17 protein-coding genes are annotated in these 18,133 nt (G+C 70.1%); 3 read left to right on the top strand and 14 right to left on the bottom strand.

What is annotated here, in order from left to right; translation table 11 throughout:
- Positions 1-14: 14 nt before the first annotated feature.
- Genes hisIE through PSV23_RS12280 form a run of 8 tightly spaced genes read right to left on the bottom strand, consistent with a single transcriptional unit; the run spans position 15 to position 6,686 of the window.
- Positions 15-653 carry a bifunctional phosphoribosyl-AMP cyclohydrolase/phosphoribosyl-ATP diphosphatase HisIE gene (gene hisIE, locus PSV23_RS12315; RefSeq protein WP_300469368.1) on the bottom strand — a complete coding sequence of 213 codons (639 nt, stop codon included), beginning with the start codon at positions 651-653 and terminating at the stop codon, positions 15-17.
- Positions 650-1,417: an imidazole glycerol phosphate synthase subunit HisF gene (hisF, locus tag PSV23_RS12310; protein WP_300469366.1), complete on the bottom strand. Its 768-nt coding sequence runs from the start codon at positions 1,415-1,417 to the stop codon at positions 650-652. The genes hisIE and hisF overlap by 4 nt, the downstream gene beginning before the upstream one ends.
- Positions 1,414-2,148: a 1-(5-phosphoribosyl)-5-[(5-phosphoribosylamino)methylideneamino] imidazole-4-carboxamide isomerase gene (locus PSV23_RS12305; RefSeq protein WP_300469364.1), complete on the bottom strand. Its 735-nt coding sequence runs from the start codon at positions 2,146-2,148 to the stop codon at positions 1,414-1,416. Before PSV23_RS12305 ends, hisF begins: the two co-directional genes overlap by 4 nt.
- Complete coding sequence (hisH, locus tag PSV23_RS12300; protein WP_300469362.1) at positions 2,145-2,747, bottom strand: imidazole glycerol phosphate synthase subunit HisH; 603 nt, start codon at positions 2,745-2,747, stop codon at positions 2,145-2,147. Before hisH ends, PSV23_RS12305 begins: the two co-directional genes overlap by 4 nt.
- A complete protein-coding gene (gene hisB / locus PSV23_RS12295; protein ID WP_300469360.1) occupies positions 2,744-4,180 on the bottom strand; it encodes an imidazoleglycerol-phosphate dehydratase HisB in 1,437 nt (478 codons plus the stop codon). Before hisB ends, hisH begins: the two co-directional genes overlap by 4 nt.
- On the bottom strand, positions 4,177-5,484 hold the full coding sequence (gene hisD / locus PSV23_RS12290) for a histidinol dehydrogenase (protein ID WP_300469358.1): 1,308 nt from the start codon (positions 5,482-5,484) through the stop codon (positions 4,177-4,179). The genes hisB and hisD overlap by 4 nt, the downstream gene beginning before the upstream one ends.
- On the bottom strand, positions 5,484-6,365 hold the full coding sequence (gene hisG / locus PSV23_RS12285) for an ATP phosphoribosyltransferase (protein ID WP_300469356.1): 882 nt from the start codon (positions 6,363-6,365) through the stop codon (positions 5,484-5,486). Before hisG ends, hisD begins: the two co-directional genes overlap by 1 nt.
- 9 nt (positions 6,366-6,374) lie before the next feature.
- Positions 6,375-6,686: a YerC/YecD family TrpR-related protein gene (locus tag PSV23_RS12280; RefSeq protein ID WP_300469354.1), complete on the bottom strand. Its 312-nt coding sequence runs from the start codon at positions 6,684-6,686 to the stop codon at positions 6,375-6,377.
- 132 nt (positions 6,687-6,818) lie between these two features.
- Here PSV23_RS12280 and PSV23_RS12275 point away from each other — a divergent pair, with 132 nt between their 5' ends.
- Positions 6,819-8,039 (top strand): NAD(P)/FAD-dependent oxidoreductase, encoded by a 1,221-nt coding sequence (locus tag PSV23_RS12275; RefSeq protein ID WP_300469352.1) that lies wholly within the window; start codon positions 6,819-6,821, stop codon positions 8,037-8,039.
- Here the strand turns inward: PSV23_RS12275 and PSV23_RS12270 are convergent.
- Positions 8,036-10,321, bottom strand: a complete 2,286-nt coding sequence (locus PSV23_RS12270; RefSeq protein WP_300469349.1) for a bifunctional diguanylate cyclase/phosphodiesterase — start codon at positions 10,319-10,321, stop codon at positions 8,036-8,038. The genes PSV23_RS12275 and PSV23_RS12270 overlap by 4 nt on opposite strands.
- A gap of 433 nt (positions 10,322-10,754) precedes the next feature.
- Between PSV23_RS12270 and PSV23_RS12265 the strand changes: the two genes are divergently transcribed.
- Together PSV23_RS12265 and PSV23_RS12260 are read left to right on the top strand one after the other, a co-directional pair.
- Positions 10,755-12,995 (top strand): TonB-dependent siderophore receptor, encoded by a 2,241-nt coding sequence (locus tag PSV23_RS12265; RefSeq protein ID WP_300469347.1) that lies wholly within the window; start codon positions 10,755-10,757, stop codon positions 12,993-12,995.
- Positions 12,996-13,002: 7 nt separating this feature from the next.
- Positions 13,003-13,680 carry a Fe2+-dependent dioxygenase gene (locus PSV23_RS12260; RefSeq protein WP_300469345.1) on the top strand — a complete coding sequence of 226 codons (678 nt, stop codon included), beginning with the start codon at positions 13,003-13,005 and terminating at the stop codon, positions 13,678-13,680.
- Between the two features lie 4 nt (positions 13,681-13,684).
- On the opposite strand, the gene PSV23_RS12255 is transcribed toward PSV23_RS12260, so the two are convergent.
- The 5 genes from PSV23_RS12255 to PSV23_RS12235 all read right to left on the bottom strand — a co-directional run bounded on the left by PSV23_RS12255 (position 13,685) and on the right by PSV23_RS12235 (position 18,086).
- Entirely contained in the window at positions 13,685-15,052 is a 1,368-nt protein-coding gene (locus PSV23_RS12255) for a sulfite reductase subunit alpha (RefSeq protein WP_300469342.1), read from the bottom strand.
- Entirely contained in the window at positions 15,049-15,963 is a 915-nt protein-coding gene (locus PSV23_RS12250) for an FAD:protein FMN transferase (protein ID WP_300469340.1), read from the bottom strand. Before PSV23_RS12250 ends, PSV23_RS12255 begins: the two co-directional genes overlap by 4 nt.
- A 146-nt stretch (positions 15,964-16,109) precedes the next feature.
- Entirely contained in the window at positions 16,110-16,916 is an 807-nt protein-coding gene (locus tag PSV23_RS12245) for a DUF4198 domain-containing protein (protein WP_300469338.1), read from the bottom strand.
- 11 nt (positions 16,917-16,927) lie between these two features.
- Positions 16,928-17,431, bottom strand: a complete 504-nt coding sequence (locus PSV23_RS12240; RefSeq protein ID WP_300469336.1) for a DUF2271 domain-containing protein — start codon at positions 17,429-17,431, stop codon at positions 16,928-16,930.
- A 7-nt stretch (positions 17,432-17,438) separates the two neighbouring features.
- Positions 17,439-18,086, bottom strand: coding sequence for a PepSY-associated TM helix domain-containing protein (locus PSV23_RS12235; RefSeq protein WP_300469334.1), 648 nt, complete (start codon positions 18,084-18,086; stop codon positions 17,439-17,441).
- Between the last annotated feature and the right edge of the window lie 47 nt (positions 18,087-18,133).

The raw sequence follows: 18,133 nt of genomic DNA, 5'->3' as shown, positions 1-18,133 counted from the left end.
GCGCTCTCCTTCGTTCAGGTCCCGGCCGGACCGGGATTGTGTCTGGCCGCTTCCGCTCGCTGAGCCAAGACGTCGAGGACGTCCTGAAACACCATGTTACGGGCGCGCAGCAACACCAGCAGGTGATAGACCAAATCCGCGGCCTCGGAAGCGAGTTCCGAATCCGGTCCGGCGGCGCCGGCCAGGGCGGTCTCGACGCCTTCTTCGCCGACCTTTTGCGCGGCGCGTTTGGGGCCTTCGGCGAGGAGGCGGGCGGTCCAGCTTTCGGATGGATCGGCGGAGGCGCGGGCGGCGATGGTCGCCTCCAGCCGGGCGATGCGGCCCAGACCCGGCGCGTCCTCGTTCCCGAAACAGCTGGTGCGGTTCAGGTGGCAGGCGTTGCCGACGGGACGGACCTTGAGGACCAGGGAGTCCGCATCGCAATCGGGCGTGATGGAGACGACGTGCAGCCGGTCGCCCGAGGTTTCGCCCTTGCGCCAGCGGCCGCCGCGCGAGCGGGAGAAGAAGGTGGCTTCGCCAGAGGCGAGGGTCTCATCGAGGGCGGCGCGGTCCATCCAGGCAAGCGTCAGCACCTGCAGGGTGGCGGCGTCCTGGACGACGACGGGGATGAGGCCGCCGGACTTGTCGAAATCGAGGGTGGCGGGGTCGATCACAGTCTCATCTCCTGCCCGGCATCCAGGAGGAACGCCTTGAGGTCGGGAATGGTCAGGGTCCCGGTGTGGAAGACGCTGGCGGCGAGCGCGCCCGAAACGTCGGCCTGTTCGAAAACCTCGAGGAAGTGCGACGCGGCGCCGGCGCCGCCGGAGGCGACGAGCGGAATGGTCAGACAGGCGCGAGCGGCGGACAGCTGGGCGATGTCGTAGCCGTGGCGCACGCCGTCCTCGTCCATGCAGTTGAGGACGATCTCGCCGGCGCCGAGGGTTTGCGCCTCGACGATCCAGTCCATGGTGCGGCGGCCGGCGCCGCGGCTGGCGGTCGGGTCGCCGGTGTACTGATGCACCAGCCAGTCATCGCCGGAGCGCTTCGAGTCGACGCCCACGACGACGCACTGGGAGCCGAGGCGGCCAGCCATCTCGCCGATCAGTTCGGGGCGTTCGAGGGCGGGGGAGTTGATCGACACCTTGTCGGCGCCGTGGTCGAGGCAGCGGGCGGCCTGATCGACGCTGCGGATGCCGCCGGCGACGCTGAAGGGGATGTCGAGCAGGCGGGCGATGTCGCGAACCCAGCCATAGTCGAGGGTGCGGCCCTCGGGGCTGGCGGTGATGTCGTAGAAGACCAGTTCGTCGGCGCCCTGGTCGCGGTAGCGGGCGGCCAGTTCGGCGGCGTCGCCCATGTCGGCATGGCCCTGGAAGCGGACGCCCTTGACCACGCGGCCGTCCTTGACGTCGAGACAGGGGATGATGCGGCGGGCGGTCATGCGACGGCCGCCACGGCCTCGGCGACGGTGAACCGGCCCTCGTAGAGGGCGCGGCCGACGATGACGCCGCCGCAACCGGCGGCGCGGGCGGCGGTCAGGTCCGACAGTTGCGACACCCCGCCCGAGGCCTGGACCTTGAGGTCGGGACGGCGGCGGGCGATCTCGCCCAGCAGGTCGATATTGGGACCGGTCAGGGCGCCGTCGCGGCCGACGTCGGTCACCAGCAGGTGACGGGAGAGGCCGGGAGGGTAGCGGTCGAGCGCGGCCCACAGATCGACTTCTGCGGCCTCGGTCCAGCCCTTGAGCGCCGGAATCCAGCGGTCGCCGTCAGCCTTCACATCGATGGCCAGGGTGATGCGATCCGAACCGAACCGGGTCAGCCAGTCGGCGACGGTCCAGGGTTGCGACACCGCCAGCGACCCGACCACCACCCGGGCGACCCCGGCGTCCAGCAGGGCCTGGACATCGTCAGCGGAGCGGACGCCGCCGCCCGACTGGATGCGGATATCGACCGCTCCCGTCAGTTCGCCGATCAGGGCGTGCTGCACGGCGCGTCCGGCCTCGGCGCCGTCGAGGTCGACGATGTGGGCCCATTGCGCGCCCGAGGCGGCGAAGGCGGCCAGACGGGCCGCGGGCTGTTTGTCGTCGTAGTGTGTGACGGCGTCGAAACGGCCGTGCATCAGCCGGACGCAGGCGCCCTGACGCAGGTCGATGGCGGGGTAGACGATCACGCGGGAAGCTCCAGGAAATTCTGCAGGATGCGGGCTCCGGCCGCCGCCGAGCGCTCGGGGTGGAACTGGCAGCCCCAGCGGTTCCCGGCGCGGACCACCGCCGGAACCGGGCCGCCGTAGTCGGCGCGGGCGATGGTCGCCGGTCCGTCCGGGCAGACGAACGCATGGACGAAATAGGCCCAGGCGCCGTCGTCGACGCCGTCGAGAAGCGGGTCATCCCTGAGCCGGGACAGCCGCGACCATCCCATATGTGGGACAGGCAGGCCAGGGCCGGGGGTCAGGGGCCGGACCTGACCCGGGATGAGGCCGAGCAGGTCCACCGAACCGCCCTCGTCGCTGGATTCAAAGAGCAGTTGCTGACCGAGGCAGACGCCGAGCAAAGGCCGGGAAAACGCCCGGATCGGCTCGATCAGCGCGAGGTCGCGGAGCCGGGACATGGCGTAGCCTGCCGCCCCGACGCCGGGCAGGATCAGCCGTTCGGCGTCAGCGATCGCCGCAGGATCGGCGGTCAGGCGAACAGTCGCACCGAGCCGCTCGAGCGCGAACTGGACCGAGGCGACGTTGCCGGCGCCATAGGCGAGAATGGTGACCTGGCTCAAAGGACACCCTTGGTCGAGGGCACGGCGTCGCCCTCGATGCGGATGGCCTGTCGCAGGGCGCGGCCGAAGGCCTTGTAGACGGCCTCGGTCTTGTGGTGGTCGTCGGCGCCGGTGACCGAGACATGGATCGCCGCGCCCATGGCCTCGGCCAGCGAGCGGAAGACGTGGGCCGTCAGGTCGGTGCGGTAGTCGCCGATGAAGGGGGTGGAGAAGGTCCCCTCGAAGACGGGATAGGGGCGGCCCGACAGGTCGATGGAGACCGAGGCGTTGGCCTCGTCCATGGGCAGGGTGAAGCCGTAGCGGGCGATGCCCTTGCGCTCGCCCAGCGCCTGTTTCAGCGCCTGGCCGAGGGCGATGGCGGAGTCCTCTATGGTGTGGTGCGGGTCGGTGTGCAGATCACCCTGGCAGGCGAGACGCAGGGAGAAACCGCCGTGGGTCGCGACCTGTTCCAGCATGTGGTCGAAGAATCCCACGCCGGTGGCGATGGAGACGGGCCCGGTGGCGTCGAGATCGACGGCGCAGACGATGCGGGTCTCCTTCGTGTCGCGCACGGCCTGACCGGTGCGGTGCGGGCGGGCCGATGCGACGCCGAGGCCGAGGGCGGCCAGAAGCCGGTCGTTGACCTCGGTCGTGGCGGAGACCGGCAGACGGACCCGTTCGCCGGCGCGCCCGGCGGCGACGCCGAGGCGGGCGAGGGCGGTGGTCACCGTGTCGGGGTCAGACGGGCGGGCCATGATCACCGGGCCGAACCCGGGCTCGACGGGCATGTCGCGACCCAGCGCCTTGACCAGTCGCTCGCGCTCGCGGCGGACGGCGGCGATGCGTTCGCCGCTCTCCATCATCCGCGACGGATCGAGCGCCTGCAGGGCCAGCCGAACGGAAACCTCGGGCAGGGCGTAGGGCTCGAGCACCGAGGCCAGCCGGGCCAGGGTCCGGGATTGGGCGAGCGCGGCGCCGACCCGGGCGCCCGCGAGCCCGTAGGCGAGCGACAGGCTGCGCAGGACGATCAGATTGGCGTGGTCTGCGATGACGGTCGCGGCGGAGACGGCGTCGGCGAACTCGGCCGCGCCCTCGTCGATAACCAGGAGGGCGGGCGCGACGCGTTCGGCCATCCCGGCCACCGCCTCGGGCGAGCCGAGGGCGCGCAGGATGACGGCCGCGACGGGCGCGCCCGCGGGCGGGGCGGCGTAGAGGGCGGCGAGGGCCTGGTACGGCTCGGCGTCGGGCGCCTCAACCGCCTCGCCGTCGCGGGCGGCGAGGCGGAAGACCAGTTCCAGACCGTGGGTCAGGCCCCGCACGGGCAGGACCTGATCGGCGGCCACGCCATAGACCTCGGCCATGCGCAAGGCGAGGGCGCGGGGCTCGGCCGGATAGCGGCCGAGGCCGTCGCCGCCTGCAACCAGCGGCGCGAAGGGGGCGGGCAGATTGTTCATTCGCCCAACCTCAGATCGGCGGCGCGGGCGTGGGCCTCGAGGCCTTCCAGCCGGGCCAGGCGGGCGGCGATCGGAGCCAGTCCGGCGGCGCCGGTTTCAGAGACGCTCTGGACCGACATGGAGGTCATGAAGCTGGCCGTGGTCAGGCCGCCCAGGGTGCGGGCGGCTCCGTCAGTGGGCAGGACGTGGCTGGGGCCGGCGGCGTAGTCGCCCAGGGTCTCGGCCGCGAAGGCGCCGAGGAAGACGGCGCCGGCGGCGGTGATCTTCGCCACGCGGTCGTCGGCGTCCTCGGTCTGGAGGGCGAGGTGTTCGGGGGCGTAGGCGTTGGCGACGGCGCAGGCGGTGTCGAGGTCGGCCACGCGGATGGCGCGACCTTCGGCGAGGGAGGCGCGAGCGATGTCGGCGCGCGGCAGGGAGGGCAGCTGGGCGTCCACTTCGGCGAGGATTTCGTCGACCATCCGTTCGCTGTCGCAGACGAGGATGACCTGGGCGTCGGCGTCATGCTCGGCCTGGCTGAGCAGGTCGGCGGCGGCCAGCACCGGATCGGCCCGGCGGTCGGCGATGACCAGCAGTTCGGACGGGCCGGCGGGCATGTCGACGGCGGGGCCGCCGGGACGGGCGGATGCCTGTTTCTTGGCCTCGGCGACCCAGGCGTTGCCCGGACCGAACAGCTTGTCGCAAGGTTCGATGACGCCGTCTTCCAGCTCGGCGCCGAAGGTCAGGGCGGCGATGGCCTGGGCGCCGCCGATGAGCCAGAGCGCATCCAGACCGGCCTCGGCGGCGGCGTAGATCATGGCCGGGTGCGGCTGGCCGGACTTCGACGGCGGAGTAACGGCCACGCGGCGGCCGACGCCCGCGACGGCGGCGGGGATGGCCATCATCAGCAGGGACGAGAACAGGGGAGCCGAACCGCCGGGCACGTAAAGGCCGGCCGATTGCAGGGGCCGCCAGACCAGACGCGAGCGGACGCCCGGGGTGATTTCGACCCAGTCGGAGTCCTCGGGGCGGGTGGCCTCGTGGAAGATTCGGACGTTTTCGGCAGCGATGCGGATGGACCGGGTGTCGGCCGGACGCAGCTGGTCGCGGGCCGCCGCGACGACGTCGGAGGTGAGGGCGATGCGGCGCGGGGGGGCGCCGTCCAGTCTGACGCTCCAGTCGGTCACGGCCTGACCGCCGCGCGCCGCGACGTCCTCGAGGATGTCGCGCACCGTGTCGGTGACGCGGGCTTCGGTGCGCTGACGCGGGCGGGCGAGGGCGGTGGCGCGGCCCGCCGTGTCGAGCGCGGTCCAGTCGAAGCGCTTCATCACATCATCTTCTCGATGGGGAGGACCAGGATGGCCGAGGCGCCGGCGGCCTTGAGCCGTTCCAGGGTCTCCCAGAAGACCGCCTCCTGACAGACGGCGTGCACAGCCACGGCGTCGTCGCGGCCGGACAGGGGCATGACGGTGGGGGCGCCCGCGCCGGGCAGGATGGCGGTGATCTCGGCCAGGGCCGAGCGGGGGGCGTTCAGCATCACATATTTGGCGCCCTGGGAGGAGACGACGCCGGCCATGCGCTCGACGATGCTGTCCAGCAGGTGCTGCAGGCCCGGCTCGGGCGCGACCGGCGATTTGATCAGCACCGCCTGGCTTTCGAGAACCGTTTCCTTCGCGCCGAGGCCGTTGGCTTCCAGCGTGGCGCCGGTCGAGACCAGGTCGCAGATGGCCGAGGCCAGCTTCAGCCGCGGGGCCACCTCGACGGCGCCGCGCATGGTGACGATGTCAGCCTGCACCCCCCGGGCGTCGAGCCAGCGGCGCAGGATCTTCGGATAGGAGGTGGCGATCCGCAGGCCGTTCAGCGAGGCCGGGCCGTCCCAGGCCAGGGTCGGGGGCGTGGCGATCTTCAGGGTGCAGCGGCCGAAGCCGAGCGGCATCAGAACCTCGGCCACGGGGCCGCCGTTGCGGACCTCCTCCAGCACGTTCTCGCCGACGATGCCCAGGTCGCAGACGCCGTCGGCGACGAAGGTCGGAATGTCGTCGTCGCGCACCCGAAGAAGGTCGATGGGATAGTTCTCGACCCGGTACAGCAGGTCGTTGTTTCCCTTGACCACGCGCAGGCCCGCGTCGCGGACGAGGTCGAGGCTGCGGTCGGACAGACGGCCGGATTTCTGGACGGCGATGCGAAGCCGGCCCTGGACGGTACTCATGTTTTCTACTCAGGCTTTGATGCGGTCGAGGATGAGGCGGTAGCCCTGGTGCGGCATCTCTTTCAGGAACCGGGCGACCCGGACGACGGTGGTGGGGCTGGCCTGGGCCTCGGCGGCGATCTCGCGATAGGATTTGCCGCCGGCGTCGAGCAGGCGCGCGACTTCCCAGCGCTCGGTGAAGGCCCGCAGTTCCGACGGCGTGCAAAGATCGGCCAGAAAGACGTCGACCTCGTCGCGCGTCCTGAGCAACAGCAGGGCGTCGTAGAGGGCGACTCGGCTGCGTGCCGTGGCGGCGGCGTTGCGGGGGACGGTGTTGATCATGACGTTCCACTAAGGTGTAACAGTGGAACGGTCAAGAGAAGATTGGCTAGGGAGAACGGGATCGACATCGAGACCGGAAGTCCGCTTCGCTGACCCCTCGACCCCCGCCCCTCGCGCCTCTATCTGGGGACCATGACCAGGGTTGTGATCATCGGCGCGGGCCATGCGGGCGGGACGGCGGCGGCCCTGCTTCGCCAGTACGGGCATGAGGGGCCGATCCTGCTGGTGGGTGAGGAGCCGGCGCCGCCTTATCAGAGACCGCCCCTGTCCAAGGCATGGCTGAAGGGCGAGGTTGATCTCGAGGCGCTGCTGCTGCGGCCCGAGGTCTTCTACGCCGAGCATGACATTGATCTGCGCACCGGCGTCACGGCCACGGCGATCGATGCGGGGGCGCGGACCGTGGCCTTCGCCGACGGAACCGTGGAATCCTATGACGCCCTAATCCTGGCGACCGGTTCGACCGCCCGGCGGCTGACGATTCCGGGGGCCGACCGGCCCGGGTTGCTGGAGCTGCGGACCCTGGCCGACGCCGGGCGGTTGAAGGCGGCGCTGGGGCCGGGGCGCCGTCTGGCCATCGTCGGCGGCGGCTATGTCGGGCTGGAGGCCGCGGCCTCGGCGCGGGCGCTGGGGGCCGAAGCGGTGGTGATCGAACGGATGGACCGGGTGCTGGCCCGGGTCGCGTCGGAGACCCTGTCCGCCTTCTTCACCGCCCGCCACCGCAGCGAGGGCGTCGAGGTCCTGACAGGGGCCGAGGTCACGGCGTTCGAGGAGGCCGGAGTGCGGCTGGCGGACGGGCGGCTGATCGAGGCTGACTCGGTGCTGGTGGGGGTAGGGGCGCTGGCCAACGACGCGTTGGCGCGAGCGGCGGGTCTGACGTGCGAGAACGGGGTGGTCGTGGACGAGAATGCGCGGACGTCAGATCCGGCCATCTGGGCCATTGGCGACACCACCTTCCGTCCGGTCTCCGTGCACGGCGGACGGCGGCATCGTCTGGAGAGCGTGCCCAATGCACTGGAGCAGGCCAAACAGGCGGCCTCGGCCATTGTCGGGCGCGTCGCGCCCACGCCGGAGGTTCCGTGGTTCTGGTCGGACCAGTACGACCTCAAGCTTCAGATCGCCGGCCTGCCGGACGGCGCCGACCGCCAGGTCGTGCGCGGCGATCCGGGCGTGATCGGGGAGGGGGCGTCCTTCGCGGTGTTCCACCTCCAAGGCGACCGGATCCTGTGCGCCGAGGCGGTCAACGCGCCCGCCGAATTCATGGCCGGGCGAATGATGATCGGCAGGGCGACGCCCGTGGACGCCGCGAAACTGGCCGATCTCTCGGTGTCGATGAAACTGGTGGCGGCCGGCTAGAGGGCGGCGGATTTCGCGTCGTCGGCCGGTGCGGCCAGCCGATCCAGAAGGGCGGCCATCGGAACCGGACGGCCGATCAGGTAGCCTTGGGCCAGGTCGCAGCCCATGCCGCGCAGCAGGGCGAGGGCGGTGGGCGTTTCGACCCCCTCGGCCGTCACCCTGAGGCCCAGGCCGTGCGCCAGGTCGATGGTCGATTTGACCAGCAGGGCGTCGCGGGCCGAATCGTCGAGGCCGAGGATGAAACTCTTGTCGATCTTCAGTTCGTCGGCGCGGATCCGCTTCAGATAGGTCAGGGACGACAGGCCCGAGCCGTAATCGTCCAGCGAGACCGAAATGCCCGCGTCGGCGAACCGGTCGACGATGCGCAGGGCCATCTCGGGATTGTCCATCACCGCCGTCTCGGTGATCTCGAAACACAGGTCCGCGCCCGAGGTCGCGACCTCGTTGACGGCGAAGTCAGCGAAGCTTTCGTCGGACAACAGGCGGCCCGATATGTTGACCGCCATGGTCAGGACGTGGCCGGAGGCGGCCATGATCTTCTGGTCCTCGATCGCGCGACGGATGGCCCATTCGGTCAAAGGACGAATGTGGCCGGTCTCCTCGGCCATGCAGATGAACAGATCGGGCGAGACGACGCCACGGCGGGGATGGGTCCAGCGCATCAGGGCCTCGACGCCAGTGATCCCCTGGGCCCGGAAATCGTATTTCGGCTGATAGGCGAGGGAGACCTCGCCGTCGGCGAGCGCGGTCATCAGCTCCGAGATCAGCGACAGGTTGCCTGCGGGGTCGCCGTAGGCGACCTCATCGAAGGCCGCGGCCGTTCGTCGGGCGGCGCGGGCCTGGTCGAGGGCGATGGCGGCCCGGTCCACCGGCGAGATCAGGTCGGAACCGGCCGCGCCGTGACCCGCCACCCCCGCGGTCAGCGCGATGTCGACGGGCGCGCCGTTCACATTGATGGGCGCCTGGGCGGCGGCGGCCAGATGCTCGGCCGCCTCCAGCGCCTCGGCCTTGCTTCTCGCGACAATGACCAGACCGAGGGCCCCGGCGCCGACGCGAGCCATGGGCGCGCCGTCGGCGAGGGCCGAGAGCCGGGCCCCCAGCACGGCCAGCAGACGGCCCATGGAATCGTAGCCGATGGCGTTGCGCACCACCTCGAAGCGATCGACGCCGAACAGGACCACCCAGGCCTCGGCATGGGCGCCGGCCTGGCGCTCGAGGGCCAGGCGGTTGGGCAGGCCCGTCTCCTGATCGTGCAGGGCCATGTGAGTCAGCCTGGCCTCGCGGTCCCGCAGGTCGCCGACCATGGCGTTGAAGCTGGCGGCCAGACGGCCGATCTCGTCGTTGGATGTGACCGGGGCTTCCACATACTCGCCCTGCTGGAGACGGTGGACGGCCTCGTCCAGGGCCGTGATCGGCCGGGTCAGGCCGCGCGACAGCGCCCAGGCGCCGCCCATCAGGAGCGCCAGGCCGCCGCTGCCGATCGCTGTCAGCCACAGGAACAGCGGTTCATAGGGTTTCATGACCCGGTCCAGCGGATAGGTCAGCAGCAGGGCGGCCGTCGCCGCCGGGTTGAAGCTGGGGAGCGGGTGGGCCAACCGCATCGACGGGCCCTCGCCGGTTCTGATCATGGCCGGCGGCCCCATCGACTCCTGCGGCGGGTTCAGGACCACGGTCGCGGACAGGGGAATGGCTGAGAGGCGCTCCAGATTGCGCATCTGATCCGCGTCCAGCCGCTCGGCGAAGATGACCCAGCCCATCGGCGCGGGAGCGTTGGCCGGGGCGTTGACGGGGGCCGCGACCAGCTGGAACGGCTGGCCGTCGATCATCAGGACGCCGGCTTCCAGACGGCCGGACTCGAGGCCCTTTAACAGGGCGTCCAGGGCGGCCGCGTCGGGACTGATCCCGGCCGAGGTTGCGTGACCGTCGCGACCCAGCATCATGGCCCCGTCGACACCCTGGCGGACCCGCAGGTCGGCCAACACCGAACGCACCCCCGGCGCGTCATCGGTCGCGACGGCTTCGCGGAAGTCGTCGTCCCGGGCCAGGATTCCCGCCCCCTGACGCAGCCGGGACGAACTGGCCTCCCAGAGCTGGTCATAGATGGCGCCGACCGACGCGATTTCGTCACGCACCATCTGGCGGGCGTTGCTGGTCAAGGCCGTGAAGACGGCCAGGGCGCTGAGGATCAGGGCGAGACTGAACAGTCCCATGTAGAGCAGGGTCAGACGCGTCCGCAGATGGCGGAACGTCAGCAGGCGTTGCCCCGATCCGGAGAAGGTCACCGCAGGCCCGCCCGCGCATTGGCGTCAGTGGAAATCGTACGGCGCGGATCGATCGCAAGGCCCTCGGCGACAGCCCGGGAGGCCAGTATCGGCGGCACAGGAATGACAGGCAGGCGATGCATCCCTCCACTTGTACGAAATCAAGATGAAACCGAAGTAAAGCAATATTGCACGGCAAAGTTACTCGGGAACGCCGTGCAATGAACCATGACGGATATGGTCAAGCTTTTAAGAGGCTCTGACTTGAACTCCACGCCCGGTAATATCCGCACCGGTTTGCGGGCGCCGGGGAGGCGTCCGGACGAGCTCCGCCGGATCGCCTCGCCCATCAGGAATGCGAATAATATTGCGACTTATTCGCATTCTGGATTGCGCGGGCCAGTGAAGCTGGTATTGCGAGCTGATCGCAACTTCAAGCCCTCCGGATCGCTTCATGACCTCCCGCGCCGACGCGCTTCGCGCCCTTCTGTTCGCCTCCAGCGCCGCCGGCATGCTGATGGCCGGCCCCGTCCTGGCCGAGCCGGAGCCGGATGGAGAACCCCAGGAAGCGACAACGCTGGAGACCATCACGGTCGACGGCCGTCCAGTGAAGCGTGAACCGACGGGCCCGGAGTTCGTGGCTCCCCTGGTCGATACCCCGCGCTCGATCACCATCATCCCGCAGCAGATCATCGAACAGACGGCCGCGACCTCGCTGCAGGACATTCTGCGCACCTCGCCCGGGATCACCTTCGGCGCCGGCGAGGGCGGCCAGCCGCTGGCCGACCGGCCGTTCATCCGCGGACAGTCCTCTGGCAACAACGTGTTCGTCGATGGCATCCGCGACAGCGGCGGTCAGCAGCGCGAGGTCTTCAATCTCGAACAGGTCGAGGTCATCAAGGGGCCGGACGCGGTCTATTCGGGCCGCGGCTCGGGCGGCGGCAGCATCAACCTGGGCTCCAAGGCGCCCCGACTGACCGACTTCACCCGCTTCGGCCTGGGCGTCGGAACCGATGGCTATGTGCGCGCGACGGTCGACCGGAACTGGCATCTGGGAGAAACCGCCGGCCTTCGCATCAACCTGATGGGATCGGAGGGCGACGCGCCCGGCCGCGACAGCGTCGACTATGACAAATGGGGTGTCGGCCTGTCGCTGGCGGCGGGTCTGGGAACGCGCTCGACCGGGACCTTCAGCTACTATCACCTGACGTCAAACCAGATGCCCGACTATGGCATTCCGCTGTTCACCAAGATTGGCGTGCGCACCACCGACAGCGGCATTCTGGATGTGCCCTACGACAGCTTCTATGGGCTGGAGGCGCGGGACTATCTGACCACTACGGTCGACACCTTCACCTTCGATTTCGAGCATGCGTTCAACGACAGTCTGACGCTGCGGAACGTGAGCCGCTGGTCCGGGACGCTGAACGACTATGTGGTGACCAACCCCGGTGACGGCGGCAATGTCACCAACGGCGGCGCGGCCCTGGTCGGAGGGACCTGGTGGATGAAACGCGCAACCAAGTCGCGGTGGAATCCGACCCGGACCATCGCCAATGTCACGGACCTGACGGGGCGTTTTTCGACCGGGGAGCTGCGGCACAGCTTCGACGTGGGCCTGGAGCTGGCGCGCGAGGACAACAGCAATGCGTCCTGGACCGTCACCACGACCAGCGGTTCGATCTGTCCGGCGCCCCTGACCGGTTTCGACTGCACGCCGGTGTATGCGCCGAGCCCGCAGGACCCGTGGACGGGCACGATCGTCCGTGGACTGATCAGCAACGCCACCACCGACACGGTCGGCCTCCATGCGCTCGACTCGATCGAGATCGGAGAGCGGTTCGTGGTCAATCTGGGTCTGCGGTACGACGACTATTCGGTCGAGGGCCGAAACGCCTCGGGCACGCTCGCAGCGCCCGTCTATACCCCCGTCGGCGCCGACTGGGACTTCCTGAACTACCAGATCGGACTGGTTTACAAGCCGACCGCCGACTCCAGCGTCTATGCCTCCTGGGCCACTTCCTCGACGCCGCCGACCCTGTCGGCCGGAGATCAGAGCACGGGCGGGGCCGTGGGCGTCGAACTCCTCGATCCCGAAGAGACGATCAGCTGGGAGATCGGGGCCAAGGCCAATCTGTTCAACGACCGGCTGGCGCTGTCGGCGGCGGCCTTCATGCTGACGCGGGAGAACGCCCAGATCCAGGTCGCGCCCGGCGTCTTCGAACAGGCCGGAGAGGCCGAGGTGAAGGGGATCGAGCTGGGCGTATCCGGCAACATCACCCGTCAGTGGCAGGTGTTCGGCGGCTACACCTGGATGGACAGCGAACTGGTTTCGGGCGCCTACACCAACGTCAACGTCGGCGACGCCCTGGCCAATACGCCCGAACATTCGTTCAGCCTGTTCACGACCTACCGCGTCATTCCCGCCCTGAGCGTCGGCGGGGGTCTCTATCATGTATCCGACAGCTTCGGCGGCAACCAGGGCGGGGCTGGAGGCGGCGCCAACCGTGTGTACGCCCCGGCCTGGACGCGGTTCGATCTGTTCGCCTCGTACGATCTGACCGAGACCGCGACCCTGCAGTTGAATGTCCAGAACGCCGGTGACGAGGAATACATCATGCGCACCAACGGCGTGCACCACGCCGACGTGGCGCCGGCGCGGCAGGCTATCCTGACGCTGAATCTCAGGTACTGATCGGCTCATGCTGCTCCACATCCCCAGCGTCTTCACCAAGGAGGAGGTCGCGACCCTGCGGTCGCGTCTGGACGCGGGGCCCTGGGTCGACGGCAATATCACCTCGGGCCATCAGTCGGCGGGCGCCAAGGTCAACCGGCAACTGCCCGAGGACAGCGCCGAGGCGCAGCAAGTCGGGGCGCTGATCCATCAGGCGCTGAACGCCAATCCCATGTTCGTCTCGGCGGCCCTGCCGCACACGGTCTTTCCGCCGCTGTTCAACCGCTATGAGGGCGGCGAGCGGTTCGGCCTGCACGTCGACAACGCCATCCGCCAACGGGGTCCGATCCGTATCCGCAGCGACCTGTCGGCGACCCTGTTCCTGTCGGAGCCCGACGACTACGACGGCGGCGAGCTGATCGTAGAGGAGATGTACGGCCCGCAGAGCGTCAGACTGCCGGCCGGGGATATGGTGCTCTATCCTTCCAGGAGCCTGCACCAGGTCACCCCGGTGACGCGGGGCGCGCGGGTCTCGAGCTTCTTCTGGATCCAGAGCCTGGTCCGCGACGACGCGGACCGCGAGACCCTGTTCCGGCTGGATGTCGCCATCCAGCGGGTCAGCGCCGACAGGGGGCCCCAGGACACGGCGGTGCTGGAGCTGACGGCCGTTTATCACAACCTGCTGCGGCGCTGGGCCGAGGCCTGAGGCCTCAGTAGACGTCGCGGCGGTAGCGCCCGGCCTCGGTCAGTTGCGCAAGGCGTTCGCCGCCGAGGGCGTCCGCGAGGGCCGACTGAACCCCCTTCGACATGCCCTCGAGGCTGCCGCAGACATGGATGGCCGCGCCGCGGTCGACCCAGGCCCGGAGATCATCGGCGTGTTCTGCGATCAGCGCCTGGACGTAGCGGCCGTCTCCGGGATCGCGCGAGAAGACGCGGTCGAGGCGGGTCAGGTCGCGAGCCATCAGGGCCGCCTGGAGCTCGTCGTCGAGGAAGGCGTCATGGGCGCGGGTGCGCTCGCCGAACATCAGCCAGACGCCGCCGTGCGGCCGGCCGGCGCGGGCCTTCCAGTGGACGCGCAGGCCCGCCAGGCCCGTGCCGTTGCCGATCAGGATCAGCGGGGTTTCGGGCGAGGGGCCGTGGAAGCTGCGGTTGGCGCGGATACGCATGTCGATGGCGGCGCCGACCGCGAGCTCCCGCGTCAGCCAGCCCGAGGCCAGGCCCGGAGACCCGTCCGGGCGGGTCATGAGGCGGACGATGAAGTCGGCTCGACCGTCGCGCGGCAGGGAGGCGACCGAATATTCACGACTGCCGGGGTCGGTCCCATCGGCGCGCGCCGGCAGACCGATCTCGGCGATATCGCCCGCGACCCAGGTCGGCTGGTGACCGACCGGCGCGAAGCCCAGCAGCCAGGCCTCGCCGCCCGGACTGCCCGGATTGAGATGGCGGCGCTCGACCAGGGCCCAGCGGTCACAGACCGGCGGCGTCCAGTCGGGCCGGACCGTCGAGCCGATCAGCAGGCCGAGCTGGTGCTGCCAGTGCCGGATGGCGCCGGCGTCGCCGTCGTCGACCTCGACCCGGTCGAACAGCGGCTCGGCTCCGGACCGCTGCAGCCAGCCGTCCAGCGCGCGGCCGAAGCCGCAAAAGTCGTTGTAGGTGTGGTCGCCCAGAGCCAGGAGGCCATAGCTCAGGCCGGACAGGTCAGCGGGGGCGGCCATGGTCTGACGCAGGAAGCGAGAGACGCTGTCCGGCGCGTCGCCCTCGCCGGTGGTGGAGGCGATGACCAGCAACCGGTTGGTGGTCTTGAGTACGGCGGCGTCGACCTCGCCGAGAGGGACGACACGGGCGCCGGTCCCGGCGTCGGACAGGCTGCGCGCGGTCACCCAGGCCAGTTCTTCCGCGAGGCCGGTCTGGCTGGCGAAGGCGACCACGACAGCGTTACCGCCGGAACTGAGCGCGCCGGCGCGGGCCGCGGCGGCGCGGCGGGCGCGGGCGCGGCTCCAGGCGACGGCGGCCACGACCAGCAACCACAGTCCGATCGCGACGGCCGTCCAAAGCCAGCGCATGGGATCGGCGGTCACGCGCCCTCGGCGGCCATGGCTGCGAAGGCCGGAGAGACGATCTCGACCATCCCGGTTTCCGTCCGCACGACGAAGGCGGCCGCGATGTTCAACGCCTCGGCATAGGCCGGGCCATCATAGCGCCCCATGACAGTCAGGGCCGTGGCCATGGCGTCGGCGTACAGAGCGGTGTCGGCCAGAACGGTTACCGAGGCGACGCCGTTGTCGATCGGCCTGCCGGCGGCGCCGTCGATGGTGTGGCTGTAGACCCGGCCGCCGCTTTCGAACCGGCGGACCCAGTCGCCCGAGGTGGCGACGGCCATGTCGAACAGGGCGGCGGCGGTGCGCGGGGCGGGCGTTCCGGGCGCCTGCCGCAGTTCGACCCACCAGGGATGGCCACCCGGCTTGACGCCGGCGCCGCGCAGTTCGCCGCCGATCTCGACCAGATGGTGGACGGCGCCGAGGGCGGTCAGGCGTTCGGAAACCTGGTCGATGGCGTGACCCTTGGCGATGCCGGACAGGTCCAGTTTGAGGCCGCCCGGCTGCTGCACCGCGCGGGCCTCGCGGTTCAGGCGGAGAGCGCCCCAGCCGCTGACGGCGAGGGCCGCTGTGATCGCGTCGTCGGAAGGAAGGTCCGGGCGCGGCCCCGGGGGGCCGAAGCCCCACAGGTCGACGAGCGCGCCCAGTGTCGGATCAACCGCGCCGTTTGTATCGTCGGCGAGGTCCATCGCGCGGTTCAGCAGGTCCCAGAATGGCTCCGACACAGCCCAGAATCCGGGCGGCGCCGTGTTGAACCGGGCCAGCTCCGACGCCGGGTCCCAATGGCTGAACAGGGCGATGATCGCCGCCAGTTCGTCCTCGATGGCGGTCTGGAACACAGTACGGTCGAGGCCCGGCGACGGGACCAGACGCACGGCCCAGCTGGTGCCCATGGTCTCGCCGGCGAAGTCCCAGATCAGGTCGAAGGTCGGTAGCGCGGGCGCTCGCCCATGGGTCGGGATCAGGACGCGGTTGTCCGGCCGCGCCCCGCCGATGGCGACGGGGGGCGGCGCGCCGCGGTGGCCGGGCGGTGCGCCGGTCAGGGCAGGACTTCCACGACGCCGTTGTATGCGGCGCTGTAGGCCATCCGCGAACCCGAGGCGGGCGTCCGGATCGCGGCGTTCATCCAGTACATGCCGGCTTCGGGCCAGGTGACGGTGAAGGATCCGTCGGCGCCGGTGCGGACCGTCATTTCCTCGGGATTGTCGCGGTAGCGCGTGCCGCCCCGGGCGATGATCACCTCCATGTCGGCGGCCGGCTGGCCGTCGCGGACCAGTTTGAAGGTGGCGGCCTCGCCCGCGACCAGATCGTTGGGGTGGGTGACGGGGAGCAGTTCGATACCCTGGTTGGTCAGGGTGACGGCCGACGGTTCGCCCAGGGTGACGAAGGTTTCGGTGCGGCTGTTCGAGCGCGTGGCGACCACTTCTGTTGCGTCGGGCGGGATGCTTGCAGACATATCCACCTCGGCCCCGCGCCAGCGTTTGCTCTCGCCGCCCTGCTTGTAGGTGACCATGACGCCGCCCGAGACATTGGCGATCCGGTACGTACCGGCCTGGGTCAGATGCAGGTCGAAGGTTGATCGGTATTTGCCGACCATGGCGTTGGCGGGCGCGGCGGTCGAACCGTCGGGCGCGGTGATGGTCAGGCCGGCAAGGTTCATGGCGGCGTGGTCGGGGATGAAGACGCCATTCGACATGCCGGCGTCGAACCCGACCCAGGCATCCGTGCCCGACAGCACGGTCGAGGTCGGGGCCAGCCAGGCGCGGTGGGCCTGGGCCGACATGGGCAGGGCCAGGGCGGCGAGAGCGGCCAGCACTCCAGCAATGGGGGCGATGCGCTTCTTCATGGTGCGGTTCCCTAGCGGGTGACGGTGACGCTGACGGCGCCCAGTTCGGTGGAGCCGGTGGCGCGGGCGGTGTTGGCGGCGCCCCAGCGGAAGGGCACGCGGACGGCTTCGCGTCCGCCCAGTTCGCGGGCGGCCTCGACGACCATGACGTAGTCGCCGACGGGCAGGCCGCCCAGGCGGGCGCCCGGCACGGTGACGGCATGACGGCCCGGGGCCTTGGTGGCGCTGGAGACGCCGTCCATGGGCAGGGTCAGCGAGCGGCCGCCGCGGCGCCACCAGGTGCGCATGTCCTTGAGCCAGTCCCTGCCCTCGGCAACGTTCGAAACCTCGTACCAGACCGCCAGGGTGCGCACGGCGGTGTTGTCCGGGCGCTCGATCCAGACCGCGACATAGGGGCGGTGGTAGGCGGCGACCGACAGGCGCGGAATCTCGACCGAGACGGTGATGTCCGCGGCCAGGGCCGGGCCCGCGACGGCGGTCGCGGCGGCGGTCAGGATCAGGGGAAGCTGGCGCATCGGAAACTCAGTGAATGAACAGAAGGGCGATGACGGCGGGTATCAGCAGGCCAAGGCCGACCAACGGCCAGGTCGAGGGCCGCTGACGGGCGTGCAGCCAGGTCAGGCCAAAGCCGGTGGCGGCGAAGACGATGCAGGCGGCGGCGAAAACGTCGATGAACCAGTACCAGACCACGCCCGTGTTCCGGCCCTTGTGCAGATCGTTCAACCAGGCGATCGCGCCGCGCGTGGTGCGTTCGCGCAGGGCCTCGCCGGTGGCCCGGTCGATGGTCAGCCAGCCGTCGCCGCCCGGCTCCGGCAGGGAGACATAGACTTCGTCGGCGGTGATTTCGGTGGCGCGTCCGGCGATCCGGACCTTGAAGGCGTCCGAGGCCCAGCGCGCGACGGCGTCGGGTACAGGGTCGGTGGTTTCCTCGGGCAGGGCGGACAGGCGCGCCAGCAGTGGCGCGGGCAGTTGGCCGGTTTGTTCGACGGTCGCCGGGGTCGCGGGAATCCAGGCGGCGTGGTTCAGGGTGATGCCGGTGACCGCGAACAGCAGCAGGCCGATCAGGCTGACGGCGGCGGAAATCCAGTGCCACTGGTGCAACTGTTTCAGCCAGAACGACCGCTTGGTGTTCAGGGCCTTTCCGGGTTTGGCGGGGGCGGCGTCAGTCACTCCCGGCTTGTGCCGAAGTTGCGAACGATTTGCAATGGCTTCTGATG

The organism is Brevundimonas sp. (assembly GCF_029946145.1).
Classification (GTDB): Bacteria; Pseudomonadota; Alphaproteobacteria; order Caulobacterales; family Caulobacteraceae; genus Brevundimonas.
Note: the sequence above shows the minus strand (reverse complement) of the source record. Positions and strands in the feature narration are given on the sequence as shown.